Here is a 16,227-nt window from a genome sequence, read left to right as displayed (position 1 = left end):
ATTCACTTAAATAGCTAATCATTCTAGCGGGCTAAATATCATGCTCACTGTGTTGGAATTTTTCTATGTAGAATAACTACATAAGAAAAATTCCGCCTTGTGATCATCTCATTTATCCAGCGCTATATCTGATCACATACTTAACAGAATTGGTATAAACAGCGAGCAACAAAGAGCAGGATGCGTTTAGGCAGAATCAGCCAAAATAATTAAGCGTGACGAGCGTGACGAGCGCGGCAAGTACAAGGCAAAAATGGTCAAAATGCCGCAGTTTACATAGAGTAAATGAGGACATTGAGACCATTTTTAACACCGTAATTGTGAGCGCAGTAGCTTTAATTGCGGCGTTTGAGTAGATAACTGGCAAAAATGATAAACAGCAGGCTCGGCAGTACCGCACCGATAAAGGCTGGGATCTGATAAACAGATACTATCGGCCCAAAAATGCGGTCGGTGAGGTGGAACACGATACCCGTGATCACCCCCATAACGATGCGCGCGCCCATGGTCACGGTACGCAGCGGCCCAAAGATAAACGACAGTGCCACCAGTAACATCACCCCAAGCGCCACCGGTTGCATGATCTTGCGCCACAGGGCGAGTTCATAGGTGCTGGTATCCTGATCATTTTGCTTGAGGTACTGCAAATAAGACCAAAGGCCGGTAAAAGACAGGGTTTCCGGCTTCACCGACACCACGCCCAGCTTCTCTGAAGTTAGCTGCGAGGCATAAAAGTATTCGTCCTGAGACTGCTCGCTAATTTGCTGCTCCGACATATGCAGGGTTCTTACATCACGCAGCATCCAACCGCCGTCACGGCTGAAACCATTGGCCGCAAAGGTTACCTGCTGCAATTGCAGTTCCTTATCAAAATGATACATGCGAATGCCGTTTAGCTGGCCTTGTTGATCAACGTCCTCAATATTTATAAAGACATCGCCATCTTTGGCCCAGACCCCTTGTTGGGCGCTGAAAACTTCCCCCCCGAATATGGCTTGTGAACGCAGCTGCTTAGCGGTTTGCTCCGCCTTGGGCACGCCCCACTCGGCCATGGCCATCATAAGTAGGGCCATCACTATGGCAGTTTTCATTACCGAACCAATTACTTGCAGACGCGACATACCGGCGGCCTGCATCACCACCAATTCGCTGTTAGATGCAAGTGCACCTAAACCCGTCAAGCCGCCGATCAGTGCCGCCATGGGGAAGAAAACCACCACATCACCGGGGATGCTGTACAGGGTGTAGAGCATGGCGTCTATGATGTCATAACTGCCCCGCCCCACCGACTTCAATTGTTCGATAAACTTGATCAGGGTGCTAATACCCACCAAGACCAGCAAGGCAAACCCTGTGGTTTGTAATATGCTGCGCCCTAGATACCAGTCTAATGTTTTCATGCTGTGGCACCTCTGCGCTTAAAGCTGGCGCGCAGCCAGGCACCCAGGGGGCGTCCTTTAATAATCAAAAATGCACCTATAAATAAAGCACTTAAATGCACCCACCATAATCCTGCGGAGACCGGGATCTTGCCGTCTTCAAGGGCAAACTTGGCGGCATTAAGCAAGATAAAGTAACCCAGATATAAGGCGATGGCGGGCACCAACTTGGCAAACTTCCCCTGGCGTGGATTAACCACACTGAGCGGCACCGCAATTAAGGTCAGCAATGGAATAGATAAGGGAATGGCCAAGCGCCATTGGAATTGCGACACAGCCTCATTGCTATCTTGTTTTAATAATTCAGAGGTGGGCACGGCTTCCAGCTTACGTCGCTTATGCTCTATGGCCTGGTCGCGAATTTGCACCTGATAACTGTCAAATTCGGTGCGTTGTAAATCAAGCCCCTGATCTTTTAATTCCACCCGTTGGCCTTGGCTTAAGATAAGCTGCTGTTCGCCATTTTCATGCTCTTCTACCTGACCCATATCGGCGTAAACGATCAAGGATTTTTGCACATCTTCACCGCGCAGCAACTGGGCCACAAAAACGCGATTAAGCACCCGACCACCGTTATCTATGTTATGGATAAAAACCACGGCTTTTTCGTTACCGGTTTCCTGGAAGCGCCCGGCACGTAAAGCAGACAAACCGGCTTCAGCCTCGGCTCGCTCTTTCAACTGATACTCTTTTTCACTGGCCCAGGGCGCCAGATAAAGGGTCATGGCCCCGGCTAAGATGGCCAGCACGGTACTGGAGATTAAGGTCACCCGCACCACATACCATTCGCTGACGCCACAGGCCTTTAAAACCGTCATTTCGCTGTCGGCATACACTCGGCTATAAGCGAGAATAATACCTAGGAATATACTTAGAGGGAGAATCAAGGAAGCCAGTTGCGGCAACTTTAAGGCAACCACAGAAAGCACCAGTTTTGCTGGAATACTACCCTCAGAGGCATCGCCTAAAATGACAACGAATTTTTGACTCACGAATATCGTCATGAGGGTAACAAAAACAGCCACCTGCGACTTCAAAACTTCTGCGGTTAAGTATCTAAAAATCAGCAATGTGCGCCCCTAAAAACGTCGTGTTTCACTGGCATAGTGGGAAAATTTGAGTAAACTAGTTATTTTAGTCACTTTATTATATGTCAAGCGGATCAAATATCCTACCTAAGGCATGTAATTGTCTACACTTTAGTTTAGTGGATTGAGTAAAACGTAAATAGTTCACTGGCATATTATAAGTACTTACTCGGCCTGTTGCTGAACAACACGCCAGAAGTACCGATTATTCCTCTAATTAGGAGTCACAATGGAATTTAGCGTAAAGAGTGGAAGTCCAGAGAAACAGCGCAGTGCCTGTATCGTGGTGGGTGTTTATGAACCACGCCGATTATCACCCATAGGTGAGCAGCTGGACCAGATCAGCGAAGGCTATATTTCGAATCTTTTGCGTCGCGGCGACCTTGAAGGCAAGCCAGGCCAAACCCTGCTACTACACCATGTACCTAACGTTTTAAGTGAGCGCGTACTTCTGGTTGGCTGTGGTAAAGAACGCGAACTTGATGACAAACAATACAAACAAATCATCTCCAAAACCATCAACACCCTGAACGAAACCGGGGCGATGGAAGCCGTTTGTTTCTTAACCGAGCAGCATGTTAAGGGCCGCGATACCTATTGGAAAGTGCGCCAGGCAGTAGAAACTACCCAGGATTGCCTGTACACCTTCAACGAATTAAAAAGCAAAAAGAGCGACCCGCGTCGACCGCTACGTAAAATCGTCTTCAACGTGCCAACTCGTCGCGAGTTGACCATAGGCGAAAGCGCCATCGAACATGGTCTGGCCATCGCTTCCGGTGCTAAGCTGTGTAAAGACGTGGCCAACATGCCGCCAAACATCTGTAACCCGCGTTATTTGGGTGAGCAAGCCAAAGCACTGGAAACGGAATTCGACAAAGTCACTGTGAACCTGGTTGGCGAAAAAGAGATGGAAGAGCTGGGCATGCACTCATACCTGGCCGTTGGTCGTGGCAGCGCCAATGAGTCGGTGATGTCGGTGATCCACTACAACGGTGGTGTTGAAGATGCAGCACCTATCGTACTTGTGGGTAAGGGCCTGACCTTCGACTCGGGCGGTATTTCTATCAAGCCGGGCGAAGGCATGGATGAAATGAAAACGACATGGGCGGCGCCGCCGGTGTTATCGGCACCATGCGCTCTATCGCCGAGATGAATCTACCCATTAATGTGATCGGCGTATTAGCCGGCTGTGAAAACATGCCGGGCAGCAATGCCTATCGCCCGGGTGACATTCTTACTACTATGTCGGGGCAAACCGTTGAAGTACTTAACACAGACGCGGAAGGCCGTTTGGTACTGTGTGACGCGCTGACCTATGTTGAAGCCTTCGACCCAGACACTGTTATCGACGTTGCCACCCTAACAGGCGCTTGTATTATCGCCTTAGGTGCCCATGCTACCGGTATGCTGTCAAACCACAACCCGCTGGCCCATGACCTGCTTAAAGCCGGTGAGCAAAGTGGCGACCGCGCTTGGCAGTTGCCATTGTGGGATGATTACCACGAGCAGCTGGACAGCCCATTTGCCGATTTCACCAACCTGGGTGGTCGTGCAGCCGGTACCATCACGGCGGCGTGTTTCTTGTCTAAATTCACCAAGAAATACAACTGGGCGCACCTGGATATCGCCGGTACGGCCTGGCGTAGTGGCGGCAAAAACAAGGGCGCAACCGGTCGTCCTGTGCCTATGCTGACCCAGTATTTGATTAATCGCGCTGGCGTTTCAGAAAACCCGCAAGATTAATCTTCCCGATTAATCAGCCTTAGTACTGTTAAGCCCCTTTTATAGGGGCTTATTCATTGATGCAAACTGCCGATTGTGGCAAAATTGGCGCATTAACGAGCCGCGTAGAGGACGCAATGCACGCGTTATTTTACCTGCTAGAAAATACCGATGAGCCGGACCATGACGTGCCGGCTCATTTTGATCTTGGTGCCCGCCTCGCAGCGGAGCAATACCGCCAGGGCAAAAGGGTATTTATTTTTGTTGATAACCGTGACGATGCGCACCTTATCGACCAACATTTATGGGCGTTTGACGCCGATAGTTTTGTGCCCCACAACCTTCAAGGCGAAGGCTCTCGTGGCGGCGCCGCCGTAGAAATTGGACAAACACCGCCGGTTGCCAAGCGCACTGTGCTAATTAATTTAGCCTCCACGGTGCCCGATTTTATACGCCGCTTCGACACCATTTTAGATTTTGTGCCCGCCGATGAGCGACGCAAACAAATGGCACGAGCAAAATACAAGCAGCTTCGCGATATTGGCGCGCAGCTAAGCACACAAAAAGTTTAGATAGAATTTAAAGGTCCTGGGCAATGGATAAAACCTACAATCCGCAAGATATTGAACAATCCCTCTATCAAGAGTGGGAAGAAAACGGCTACTTCAAACCAAGTGGCGAAGGCGATGCATACTCAATCATGATCCCACCACCGAACGTCACAGGTAGCCTGCATATGGGCCACGCGTTCCAAGACACCATCATGGATACCCTTATTCGCTTTAAGCGCATGCAGGGCAACAACACCCTATGGCAGGTAGGTACCGACCATGCCGGTATAGCCACGCAAATGGTTGTAGAGCGCAAGCTGGCCGCGGAAGAAGGTAAAACTCGCCATGACCTGGGCCGTGACGCCTTTATCGACAAGATCTGGGAATGGAAAGAGCAATCAGGTGGCACCATCACCAAGCAACTGCGTCGCCTTGGCGCCTCTGTTGATTGGGACCGTGAGCGTTTCACCATGGACGACGGTCTGTCGGAAGCGGTTAAAGAAGTTTTCGTTCGCCTGTACAAGGACGACCTGATCTACCGTGGTAAGCGCCTGGTTAACTGGGACCCGAAACTACACACCGCCATCTCTGACCTAGAAGTAGAGAACAAAGACAAGCAAGGCCATATGTGGAACCTGCGCTACCCGCTGGCGGATGGCGTTAAAACCCAAGATGGTAAAGACTATATCGTTGTTGCAACAACCCGTCCTGAAACCATGCTGGGCGACACAGGTGTTGCAGTAAACCCGGATGACGAGCGCTACCAGGACCTTATCGGTAAAGAAATTCTGCTTCCTATCGTCAACCGTCGCATTCCTATCGTTGCCGACGAGCACGCCGATATGGAAAAAGGCACGGGCTGTGTAAAAATCACCCCGGCACACGACTTCAACGATAACGAAGTGGGCAAGCGTCATCAGTTGCCTATGATCAACGTATTCGACAAGGATGCGGCGATTCTTAGCGAAGGTGAAACCTTCACCTTCGACGGCAAGCCTCTTGAGCTGGATGCACCTCTTCCAGAGCGTTTCCACGGCCTTGACCGTTTCGATGCCCGCACCAAGGTTGTTGAAGAGTTTGAGCAAGCCGGTCTGCTTGAAAAAATCGACGACCACAGCCTGACCGTACCTTACGGTGACCGCTCGGGCGTGATCATCGAGCCACTGCTTACAGACCAATGGTATGTGCGCGTTGCGCCTCTTGCTGAGCCTGCGATCAAAGCGGTTGAAGACGGCGATATCCAATTCGTTCCTAAGCAATACGAGAACATGTACTTCGCCTGGATGCGCGATATTCAAGACTGGTGTATCTCACGTCAGCTTTGGTGGGGTCACCGTATCCCGGCATGGTATGACAACGAAGGTAACGTCTATGTTGGCCGCGATGAAGCCGAAGTGCGCCGCGACAACAACTTGAGCAGTGACGTAACACTGACTCAAGACGATGACGTACTTGATACCTGGTTCTCATCGGCGCTATGGACCTTCTCGACACTGGGCTGGCCGAATAACCTTGAAGATCTAAAAGTATTCCATCCGTCTAATGTCCTGGTTACCGGCTTCGACATCATCTTCTTCTGGGTTGCGCGTATGATCATGATGACCATGCACTTCATCAAAGACGAAAACGGTAAAGCGCAAGTGCCATTTAAAACAGTTTACGTGACCGGTCTTATCCGTGATGAGAACGGCGACAAGATGTCAAAATCAAAAGGTAACGTGCTTGACCCGTTAGACATGATCGACGGTATCGATCTTGAAAGCCTGGTTACCAAGCGTACCGGCAACATGATGCAGCCGCAGCTGGCACAGAAGATTGAGGAAAACACCCGTAAGACATTCGCCGATGGCATTGAGCCGCACGGTACGGATGCGCTGCGCTTCACTCTGGCGGCCATGGCTTCAACCGGCCGTGATATCAACTGGGACATGAACCGTCTTGAGGGTTACCGTAACTTCTGTAACAAGCTTTGGAACGCCAGCCGTTACGTGCTGATGAATACCGAAGAGCAGGATTGTGGCTTTAACGATGCTGAGCGCGAATACTCGCTGGCGGATCGTTGGATCCAGGGTCAGTTCCAGCAAACGGTGAAAACCTTCACCGAGCATCTGGATAACTATCGTTTTGACCTGGCTGCCAATACCATCTATGAGTTCACTTGGAACCAGTTCTGTGACTGGTACTTAGAACTTACCAAGCCGGTATTATTCAAGGGTAACGAAGTACAGCAACGTGGTACGCGTCATACGCTGATCACCGTACTTGAAGGCCTGCTGCGCCTGATGCACCCATTGATGCCTTACATCACAGAAACCATCTGGAAGCGTGTAGCGCCAATCGCGGGTATGGAAGCCAATACCATCATGCTGCAAGCCTTCCCGCAGTTTGATGAAAGCAAGGTAGATGCAACGGCCATGGCCGACCTGGAGTGGCTGAAGCAATTCATCGTTGCCATTCGTAACATCCGCGGTGAAATGGACATCAGCCCAAGCAAGCCACTGAATGTATTATTGGCCAATGCCGGTAGCGAAGACACCCGTCGTCTGGAAGAAAACCGTACCTTCCTAAGCTCGCTGGCGAAGCTTGAAGAAGTAACCGTACTTGCAAGCGCCGATGAAGCTCCAGCCTGTGCCACGGCACTTGTTGGCCAACTTGAGATCATGATCCCTATGGCGGGTCTGATTGATGTTGACGCCGAGCTTGCCCGTATCGCCAAGCAACTTGAGAAGGCACAAAAAGGCCTGGAACAGGTTGAGAAGAAGCTAGCGAACGAGAAATTCGTCAGCAACGCGCCTGAAGCGGTACTGGACAAAGAAAAGTCGAAACTGGCCGAGTACAGTGAAGCAAAAGCCAAACTGCTTGAGCAAAAAGCGAAAATCGAAAGCCTGTAATTGGCCTTTTGGTTAAGCCGAAAAACGCGAGCCCAGCTCGCGTTTTTTTATGGGCGAAGAAAAAGCTATTTCGCTTCTTGTTTTTTATTTTTACGGTTTGTCATTTTAGAGCTGAATTATTGGCGTATAGTTACTATCAAAGTGCATTGATTGATAAAGTAAAATAAATATGGCGGCAACAAAAGATACTGCGAACATCTTGAACATGACGACCGAGCCCCTGACTCAGACAATGAATGAGTATTTTGTTGTCGCACAGGACGCGCTCACCAGCACGGGTTTCCTGATCCAGTTATCTATAGTTCTAACCATCTATTTGTGCTCCTTTCTCATCGCCGCCAAGCTCCGTAGAAAGGTCACGCCCGTAAAAGAACCCTCGGCAAGCCCAAGCCATGCATTGGAATTTGTAGTTAATAAACTACTGGCGGTGGTCTTTCCCATGCTCGCCATTTCATTTCTAACGCTGTCCTTACTCCTAGGGGAGCAATATGAGATTGATACCTGGTTAATCAATGCGGTGTTAATTATCGCCGTGCTGCTGTTTTTAAACACTGTTATTCGCGCCGTGGTAGACGGCGAACATATTGCCGCCTTTATGCGCTGGGTGGTGCTCCCCCTGGTGTTCCTGCATCTGGTAGGGATACTCCCGCATATTATCGCCGTGCTGGAAACAATCGCCATCACAGTAGGTAATGTTGAGGTGTCTTTTTATGGCATAGGCCGGGTATTGGTGTTTGGCGTGATCCTGTTTTGGCTCGGCAAGGCCTTTAGAATGACGGGCAAGAAGCTGATCCGTAATCAAAAAAAGTTGGATGTCACCACCAAGGAAGTCTTCACCAAGGTGTTTGAAGTCGCCCTCTTCTGTGTTGGTTTTCTGCTGCTGCTCAACATTATGGGTATCAACCTTACGGCACTTGCGGTATTCGGGGGCGCCTTGGGTGTGGGCCTGGGGTTGGGCCTGCAAACGATTGCCTCAAATTTCATTTCCGGCATTATTATCCTAGTGGATCGCTCATTAACCATAGGCGACTTTATAGAACTAGAAGACGGCAGCAAGGGATTTGTACGCGAGTTTCGCATGCGTTATACGGTGTTGGAGACCTATGACGGTAAAGACATACTGGTACCCAATGAAAAGTTTATCAATTCCCTGATGACCAACTGGACCCACAAGGACCCCAAGCAGCGCTACCGCATTGATTTTAGCGTCGCCTATAAAACCGATATCCGGGCCATGTGCGAGATAATCAAAGAAGCCGTTGCCGAGCACCCTCAGGTTATCAGCGGCGAGGATATCCCCTTTGAAGAGCGTCCCGATTGTGAAATCGACTCATTCGGAGATTTTGGTGTGAATATGTTCGTCGAGTTCTGGATGTTCGGCATAGATGACGGCAAAAACCGTGTCGGTGGCGATCTGCTGCTGATCGTTTTTGAAACACTGCGAGAGCACAATATCGAGATCCCATTCCCACAAAGAGAAGTGCGCATACTCGACAACAACGCGCCGTCGATAAGAAATACAACGCCGAAATAAAGTACGTGCTGTGAGAACTTAATTTTACCTTATCACTCCTTGGGTGTTTCCAGGTAAAAACATAACGCGGCTTTCATATTGACCGTTTTCTTGCATCAATTGTTGAATAAATAAATTTCCGATCAAAGAGTTATCTGCGGAGAAGAAATCTTTGCTGAATCCATTCCAAGATTCATCTTCCGAGTAGGTGACACTAAAAGCACATATTGAATCACTGCATGCAATGTCACTGCTGTTGATACCTGGATAATTTGCTTGGTTGCTGTAGAGGCTCTCATTGAGCTTTTGTTCTGCGATGTAACTTTCTGGTTTGTTTTTATTTAGAGATAGTTTCTCCAAAAAAGTAGGGAAATCATTTGCTCTCAAAACCCAGGATATTTGTTGCGCCTTAGCATTACCTGTATTTTTATCGAAAATATGCTCTTGAATATCTAGACCTGGAATCAGAATGCATTGATTTTCAGGCGATAATTCATCACATAATTCTTTTTTTATATCCGCAGGCTTATGACTCTGTGCAGTTTCTTTATGATGAGTTTCGACAGTTGAGTCAGCTTGCGTATTATCCGTTAAGACGCTGGATTTTGATTGCTCATTTTTGATATCAATAGCTGTGCTGGGGCTTTCTAATAATGCAGGCTCTGATGACCTCTGGCCCAGAACATAAGCGCCAAATAAAGCTAACACCAAGGCTAAAATAACTACATTTTTTATCATTTTTATTTCCCTAATAAAGCTCAAAAATGAGCCTTCCCTTTTATCTTCTTGACTGGATTTTTTATTCTTACATTTAATTATGCGGAAATTGAATTGTTCTAACACATCCCCACAACAATCTACATTAAATCGCAGTACATTTCCCCATGGCATTAACTTTTTGTATCGGCACAAAAAAACGCGAGCCTAAGCTCGCGTTCTTGTTATCCCATCTAAAGTCTTAGTGACCTAGGATTGAAACAATTTCTCGAGTATTTTTAATTAAGCGAATAATGCGGTTATCCACTTCAATTGAAATAACACCATCATGGCCATGGGTATCGATCACTCGACCACGGCGATAAATATCATAATCAAGAATGTCACCCTGGCGATATTTTTTGTGCCAACCCGGAGGCAATGAGCCGCCGTTATCGACTTTCTTTTGCAGACCAGGTGGTAGAGAGCCTTTGCCTTTACCCTTGTCATGATGTTCTTTGGCGTTCGCCATTCCCGTCACTAGGCTAAGGCCGATTACGGCAACACATAAGTAGGTCTTCATACCAATATCCCTTTTATTTTTTTTGTTAGCCTAACAATGTTTAATGAACAGACCATGAAGCGTCAAGCCAGAAGAACGGCTCCCATAAAAAAAGCCAAGCAAATGCTTGGCTTTTCGTATCAGAGTTTCAACAAGGCTTAGAAGCTGTAGTTGTACTGAGCACCGAATAGGTAGGCATTACCTTCGGATTCAAAGCCCCATTGCTGACCAAGCGAATCGCTCTCAACAAAGTCCTGTTTCTTACCACGGATAATGCTGGCGCCCAAATCCACACTTGAGGCTTCATCCAGCTGCCACTCGGCGCCGAATGAGAACCAGAAGCGATCGGTATCCGGGATAGAAATTGACAGATGCTGTTGTGATACAGGTGACTCGTCAAAGGCTAAACCGGCACGCAATTTCCACTGCTCATTTAGCTGGTAATCGCCACCTACAGAAACACGAATTGAATCGGAGAAGTCTTCCTGCTTAGCAAACACAGGCTGATCAATGCCTGGTACAAAGGCTTCCAGCTTGTCGAAGCTGCTCCAGCCGGTCCATACTAGGCTGTAGTGCAGGCCGTATTCCTTGTTCAACTGATGTGAGCCAGAGAACTCGGCGATCGCAGGCAGAGTTAGCTCAAGAGAACCTGGCAGCTCGCGGCCCTCAAGACCACCAAAGGCGGCAGGAAGCGAGTTGCGGTATTCACCGTCAAAGGTCAGGTCGGTTTCGCTACGGTAGTGGAAACCTAAACGATTATTTTCATCCAGGCTGTAAGCCACGCCCAGGTTCCAACCAAAGCCGGTGTCGTCACCCTCAAGGTGCGCCGCTTCAAGGCTGGCAGGGGCACCAAGTGGGTTAGCACCCAAGGTACGCTTAACCTTAGCATCGGCATAAATATGGTTGACGCCCAGGGCCAGGGTCCAGGCCTCATCAAGCTGATAAGCAACTGATACATTGGTGTTAATGGTCACGATTTCGGTTTCACCGGCAATTTGACCGGCGGCATAATCGTCAGCAAACTCGGTAGACAGGCCGAAGTTTGAGAATACGCCAAAGCCCAGGCTAACCTTCTCGTTCAGCGGCATAGTAAAGTAGCCCGCCGGGATCACTGCGCTTGGAGCGATACTGCTGTCATCAAGTACATCGGCGTCAAGGCCATTGTTGGTGCTTTCACCTTCAAGGCTTACGTCCGGCTTTACATACATGGCGGCAATGCTTAGCTGCGCCTTATCGAACTGCGACATAAGCGCTGGGTTGCGAGCAACCACAGAAGCGTCATCTGCAACCGCCGCTTCACCGGCGTAGGCACGGCCCAGGCCTGATACATTCTGCTCTGCCAACTGGAAGGCAGCGGCAAAAGATTCAGTTGATAATAGCGCCAATGATGCCGCTAAAAGGGTCTTTTTAAATTGCATACTTCATTCTCATTGTTATTTATTTAACCGGCACACAGTACATTATTCAATGATAAAAATCTGTTAATTATAGTTAACAACGCGTAATTTAGGTGCGTAATTGAGCATTTTTGCAACCAAATTAACACTGGTATGTCCTCGCAAATACCACTTGATAACAATTCTCATTTGTATTGACTAAATAAACCAAGGGGTTACACTGATGCCATGATCAATTTCCCGAGCTGACTATGCCTTACGTTATTGCCCTTATCGGCGCGGCCTTTTTATTATGCACCATCGGCGTCTATGCCTTTTTATGCGCCAGTTATTGTGCTTGCACGCTCCACGGACAAAGCGATAACCCCATAGGCAGGTATTGGCTGCTAGCCATGCTGAGTCAGCTAGCTAGTTTAGGGTGTTGTGTCCTGGCTCTACATAGCCACTTAGGATCTCTGTTGTGGTTTTCTCTGGTCGCCTGTTGCTTAGCTGGCGCCTGGCTTAGGGTTAAGCTGAAAACTCGACTGAGTGCGCGGATAAAAGCCCAAGTTAAGGCCATTTATACGCCAAGGACTTCTGAAGTATATAGAAAAGAATTGGCACAAGGACATCGGCTGATGTTATAGGAGAGGCTATAGCCTTGTAGGTCGATGCTTTGCGTCGACAATGTGGCGCGGGTTTATCTTTTGTCGGCGTGTAGGTGAGGCTCTGCGCCGACAAGGAGAGATGATGTGCCCTTTTGTCGGCTGTAGGTCGATGCTCTGCGTCGACAAATTTAACCAATTTTATTCCTTTGTCGGCCTAAAGGCCGACCTACAATAGAGAAAAGTGGCTAAACCACCTTTACTCTTGGAAGTAGGTGCCCCAGCCATCGTATTCGACCTGGTTTTGCTCGGCGATGGCCGCCAGCTTATCCACGTCTTCCATGATAGCATCTGTGTTAAGTTCACACTCAACCACTACATCAAAGCCCCAAATGGTACCGCCTTCTTCAAGTTCCAGCTCAGCCGGCTCTTCTACATCATAACCCAGTTTAAAGGCGGCCAAGGCGGCATTCTCCAGCGCGGCAAAGTCTTCACACACAAAGTGGTGCTCAACTTCATACAGGAGTTCAGGGTTGGAGCCGTCTTCAAGTAGAGACTCAACAATTTCTTCGCTTATTTCGCGCCAGTTTTCCATTTAGTTTCTCTCGTTTAATTGTGTCAGCGTTTCGTTCATCACCTCATGGAAGTGATCGGCATATTGGCGAACACTCATGGATGCGTCTAACAGCTGTGGTGCTAACATTTTGATGTAGATAGTACCATTATCCCAGCGGTTTAACTTAATACATTTATGGGTATCACTCATCACCACGGGGATCACAGGAATATTGGCATTGGCGGCGGTATGAAAAGCGCCAGTTTTAAAGGGCAGCAGGCCACGACCATAGCTGCGTGTGCCTTCGGGAAACATCCACAGAGACAAACCGCCCTTTTTAAGCTTTTCCGTAGTCTTGGTAATGGTCGCCATGGCTTTTTTACGGTTACCACGGTCGATAAGGATATTGCCCGAGAGCCAGTACAGCTGACCAAAGAAGGGGATCCACTTGAGGCTCTTTTTACCCAGGCTTACCGTATTGCGCTGCAAAGCCCCCGGCAAGAAGAAAATATCATAGTTATTTTGATGGTTGGCGATATACACAGCCGGCTCGCCACTGATGATTGACTCGTCTTTTTCGATCACTAGTTTAACGCCAAATATACGTGACATCGACGCATACCAACTACCTATTACCCGCACGTTATCACCATGAAACGGACGCACCAGGCACAACAAAAAACCTGCAATAAAACTACAAGGAATAAATACCGCAATCACCAACAAGCGTAACAATGCCAGCACAATTAACTCCAACTTTCGAGATTGGCCGGCATTATACATAGGCTGATTTATTTTAGCGAACACTTGTACGCCGCTTTTTATTATCTCGCTGCAGCCAATATACCCAGGGCCATTACCTTCGTAAACATAGCACAGGCCGGCCCTGGTCGCTGCCTATACATGACTGCTTAGGTTGCAGTTTTTATTGGTTAATATCCCACCTTTAGCACCTCAATTGGCTACACTTGAGTAATTACACTTTCTTGCTTCATCTATGACCGCTGTTGGATGTTGTCCAGATTTTGATTACTAAAAAGGAACCCAAAATGACTAAGTGTCCCGTAATGCACGGCGGTCTGACCCATAACGCCGAGGCCAACACAGCTTGGTGGCCAACTACCCTCAATCTCGACATACTTCACCAGCACGATGGTAAATCCAATCCCTATGGCAAGGACTTCGACTACGGCGCGGAGTTTTTAAAGCTGGATCTCGAAGCGGTGAAGCAAGACCTTAAAGCCCTTATGGTCCATAGCCAGCCTTGGTGGCCGGCGGATTGGGGGCATTATGGCGGCTTGATGATCCGCATGGCCTGGCATGCGGCTGGCACTTACCGCATTGCCGATGGTCGTGGCGGTGCCGGCACAGGCAATCAACGCTTTGCCCCACTTAATTCCTGGCCGGATAACGCCAACCTCGACAAGGCCCGGCGTCTGCTCTGGCCTATTAAGAAAAAATACGGCAACCGTTTATCCTGGGCCGACTTGATCATTCTTGCCGGCAATATGGCCTATGAGTCCATGGGCTTAAAAACCTTTGGTTTTGCCGGCGGTCGCGAAGATATCTGGCACCCGGAAAAAGACGTCTATTGGGGCGCAGAAAAGGAATGGTTGGCGCCAAGTGATGCACGCTACGAAGATGTTGCTCAGCCCGAGACCATGGAAAACCCCTTAGCGGCGGTACAAATGGGGCTTATCTATGTCAATCCCGAAGGGGTCAACGGCCAGCCGGATCCGCTGAAAACTGCGGCACAAGTGCGTGAAACCTTCGCCCGCATGGCCATGAACGATGAAGAGACCGCGGCGCTTACCGTAGGTGGCCACACCGTAGGTAAGGCGCATGGTAACGGCGATGCCAACCAAATAGGGCCAGAGCCCGAAGCCGCCGATATCAGCGAACAAGGACTAGGTTGGAATAACCATACTCAGCGCGGTATCGGTGCCGATACGGTCACCTCGGGCTTGGAAGGCGCCTGGACCAGCCACCCTACCCGTTGGGACAACGGCTATTGTTATTTGCTGTTGAACTATGAGTGGGAGTCGAAAAAAAGCCCGGCTGGCGCCTGGCAGTGGGAACCCATCAATATTAAAGAAGAAGACAAACCCGTCGATGCCGAAGACCCCAGCATTCGCCACAACCCGATTATGACAGACGCGGATATGGCGATGAAGATGGACCCCAGTTATCGTCAGATCATTGAGCGCTTCGCCAAGGACTTTGACTACTTCAGCCAGGTTTTCGCCCGCGCCTGGTTTAAGCTAACACACAGGGATCTCGGCCCCAAAGCCCGTTATTTAGGCGCCGATGTGCCCCATGAGGATCTGATCTGGCAAGATCCCATCCCCGCGGTGAATTACATTCTTAGCAATCATGAAATAGACGAGCTTAAGGTCAAGCTGCTCGATTGTGGTATCAGTCACAGCGACTTGATCACCACCGCCTGGGACAGCGCCCGCACCTATCGCGGCTCAGACCATCGCGGCGGCGCCAACGGTGCCCGCATTCGCTTAGCACCACAAAAGCATTGGCCGGGCAACGAGCCGGCACGCCTTGAGCGTGTTCTTGAAGCGCTGGAAAAATTACAAAAAGAGCTGAGTAAACCCATCAGTCTGGCTGATTTAATCGTGCTTGGCGGCTGTGCAGCGGTGGAGCAAGCAGCCCATGCCGCTGGCGTTGCCACCAGCGTGCCCTTCTCGCCGGGTCGCGGCGATGCAAGTATTGAAATGACGGACGTGGAGTCCTTTGCGCCCTTAGAGCCCATAGCCGATGGCTTTCGCAACTGGTTAAAACAGGACTATGCGGTGTCCGCCGAGGAGCTGCTGCTCGACCGTGCCCAACTTATGGGCCTGACGGCACCCCAAATGACGGCGCTGGTCGGCGGTATGCGCGTACTCGGCGCCAACTACGGCGGCAGCGAACATGGCGTCTTTACCAGCAGCGTGGGCGTTTTAAGCAATGACTTCTTTGTTCACCTCACCGATATGGCCTATCGTTGGCAGCCGCGCAGCGACGGCCTTTACGATCTGGTTGACCGCGAAACCGAGGTAGCCAAATGGACGGCGACCCGGGTCGATTTGATCTTTGGCTCCAACTCGGTGCTGCGCGCCTACGCGGAGTTTTACGCTCAGGACGATAACAAACACCGCTTTGTGCACGATTTTATCAAGGCCTGGTGCCAGGTAATGGATGCCGACCGCTTTGATTTGTAAGGTGTTTGCTTAAACA

The 16,227-nt window shown here is 49.4% G+C and carries 11 protein-coding genes and 1 pseudogene; 5 read left to right on the top strand and 7 right to left on the bottom strand.

What is annotated here, in order from left to right; all coding sequences use genetic code 11:
* Positions 1-335 precede the first annotated feature (335 nt).
* Positions 336-1,400 (bottom strand): LPS export ABC transporter permease LptG, encoded by a 1,065-nt coding sequence (gene lptG / locus C2M35_RS05785; protein ID WP_105199636.1) that lies wholly within the window; start codon positions 1,398-1,400, stop codon positions 336-338.
* A complete protein-coding gene (gene lptF / locus C2M35_RS05780; protein WP_105213256.1) occupies positions 1,397-2,509 on the bottom strand; it encodes an LPS export ABC transporter permease LptF in 1,113 nt (370 codons plus the stop codon). Before lptF ends, lptG begins: the two co-directional genes overlap by 4 nt.
* Before the next feature lie 247 nt (positions 2,510-2,756).
* Between lptF and pepA the strand changes: the two are divergent.
* The 4 genes and pseudogenes from pepA (at position 2,757) to C2M35_RS05760 (ending at position 9,225) form a co-directional block, all read left to right on the top strand.
* Positions 2,757-4,270 (top strand): annotated as a pseudogene (gene pepA / locus C2M35_RS05775) (leucyl aminopeptidase).
* 116 nt (positions 4,271-4,386) lie between these two features.
* Positions 4,387-4,821: a DNA polymerase III subunit chi gene (locus C2M35_RS05770; RefSeq protein WP_105199768.1), complete on the top strand. Its 435-nt coding sequence runs from the start codon at positions 4,387-4,389 to the stop codon at positions 4,819-4,821.
* Positions 4,822-4,844: 23 nt separating this feature from the next.
* The gene (locus tag C2M35_RS05765; RefSeq protein WP_105264810.1) at positions 4,845-7,691 is read left to right on the top strand and encodes a valine--tRNA ligase; all 2,847 of its coding nucleotides are present in this window, start codon (positions 4,845-4,847) and stop codon (positions 7,689-7,691) included.
* A gap of 205 nt (positions 7,692-7,896) precedes the next feature.
* Positions 7,897-9,225: a mechanosensitive ion channel family protein gene (locus tag C2M35_RS05760; RefSeq protein ID WP_105264815.1), complete on the top strand. Its 1,329-nt coding sequence runs from the start codon at positions 7,897-7,899 to the stop codon at positions 9,223-9,225.
* 24 nt (positions 9,226-9,249) lie between these two features.
* On the opposite strand, the gene C2M35_RS05755 is transcribed toward C2M35_RS05760, so the two are convergent.
* The 5 genes from C2M35_RS05755 to C2M35_RS05730 all read right to left on the bottom strand — a co-directional run bounded on the left by C2M35_RS05755 (position 9,250) and on the right by C2M35_RS05730 (position 13,743).
* Complete coding sequence (locus C2M35_RS05755) at positions 9,250-10,047, bottom strand: hypothetical protein (RefSeq protein ID WP_158677922.1); 798 nt, start codon at positions 10,045-10,047, stop codon at positions 9,250-9,252.
* Positions 10,048-10,162: 115 nt separating this feature from the next.
* Positions 10,163-10,483 (bottom strand): hypothetical protein, encoded by a 321-nt coding sequence (locus C2M35_RS05750; protein WP_105199632.1) that lies wholly within the window; start codon positions 10,481-10,483, stop codon positions 10,163-10,165.
* A 137-nt stretch (positions 10,484-10,620) separates the two neighbouring features.
* On the bottom strand, positions 10,621-11,880 hold the full coding sequence (locus tag C2M35_RS05745; protein WP_105264809.1) for an outer membrane protein transport protein: 1,260 nt from the start codon (positions 11,878-11,880) through the stop codon (positions 10,621-10,623).
* A gap of 822 nt (positions 11,881-12,702) precedes the next feature.
* The gene (rraB, locus tag C2M35_RS05735; RefSeq protein WP_105213260.1) at positions 12,703-13,038 is read right to left on the bottom strand and encodes a ribonuclease E inhibitor RraB; all 336 of its coding nucleotides are present in this window, start codon (positions 13,036-13,038) and stop codon (positions 12,703-12,705) included.
* Positions 13,039-13,743 (bottom strand): 1-acylglycerol-3-phosphate O-acyltransferase, encoded by a 705-nt coding sequence (locus tag C2M35_RS05730; RefSeq protein ID WP_105199766.1) that lies wholly within the window; start codon positions 13,741-13,743, stop codon positions 13,039-13,041.
* Between the two features lie 305 nt (positions 13,744-14,048).
* On the opposite strand from C2M35_RS05730, the gene katG reads away from it, so the two are divergent.
* Entirely contained in the window at positions 14,049-16,211 is a 2,163-nt protein-coding gene (katG, locus tag C2M35_RS05725; protein ID WP_105264808.1) for a catalase/peroxidase HPI, read from the top strand.
* Positions 16,212-16,227: the final 16 nt, after the last annotated feature.

It is taken from the genome of Pseudoalteromonas sp. T1lg76 (assembly GCF_002964725.1).
Classification (GTDB): Bacteria; Pseudomonadota; Gammaproteobacteria; order Enterobacterales; family Alteromonadaceae; genus Pseudoalteromonas.
Note: the sequence above shows the minus strand (reverse complement) of the source record. Positions and strands in the feature narration are given on the sequence as shown.

Excerpts from the sequence above, each read along its gene's own strand:
- katG (WP_105264808.1), top strand. The coding sequence starts at position 14,049 with ATGACTAAGTGTCCCGTAATGCACGGCGGTCTGACCCATAACGCCGAG.
- C2M35_RS05750 (WP_105199632.1), bottom strand. The coding sequence starts at position 10,483 with ATGAAGACCTACTTATGTGTTGCCGTAATCGGCCTTAGCCTAGTGACG.
- lptG (WP_105199636.1), bottom strand. The coding sequence starts at position 1,400 with ATGAAAACATTAGACTGGTATCTAGGGCGCAGCATATTACAAACCACA.
- C2M35_RS05760 (WP_105264815.1), top strand. The coding sequence starts at position 7,897 with ATGACGACCGAGCCCCTGACTCAGACAATGAATGAGTATTTTGTTGTC.
- rraB (WP_105213260.1), bottom strand. The coding sequence starts at position 13,038 with ATGGAAAACTGGCGCGAAATAAGCGAAGAAATTGTTGAGTCTCTACTT.
- C2M35_RS05745 (WP_105264809.1), bottom strand. The coding sequence starts at position 11,880 with ATGCAATTTAAAAAGACCCTTTTAGCGGCATCATTGGCGCTATTATCA.
- C2M35_RS05770 (WP_105199768.1), top strand. The coding sequence starts at position 4,387 with ATGCACGCGTTATTTTACCTGCTAGAAAATACCGATGAGCCGGACCAT.
- C2M35_RS05765 (WP_105264810.1), top strand. The coding sequence starts at position 4,845 with ATGGATAAAACCTACAATCCGCAAGATATTGAACAATCCCTCTATCAA.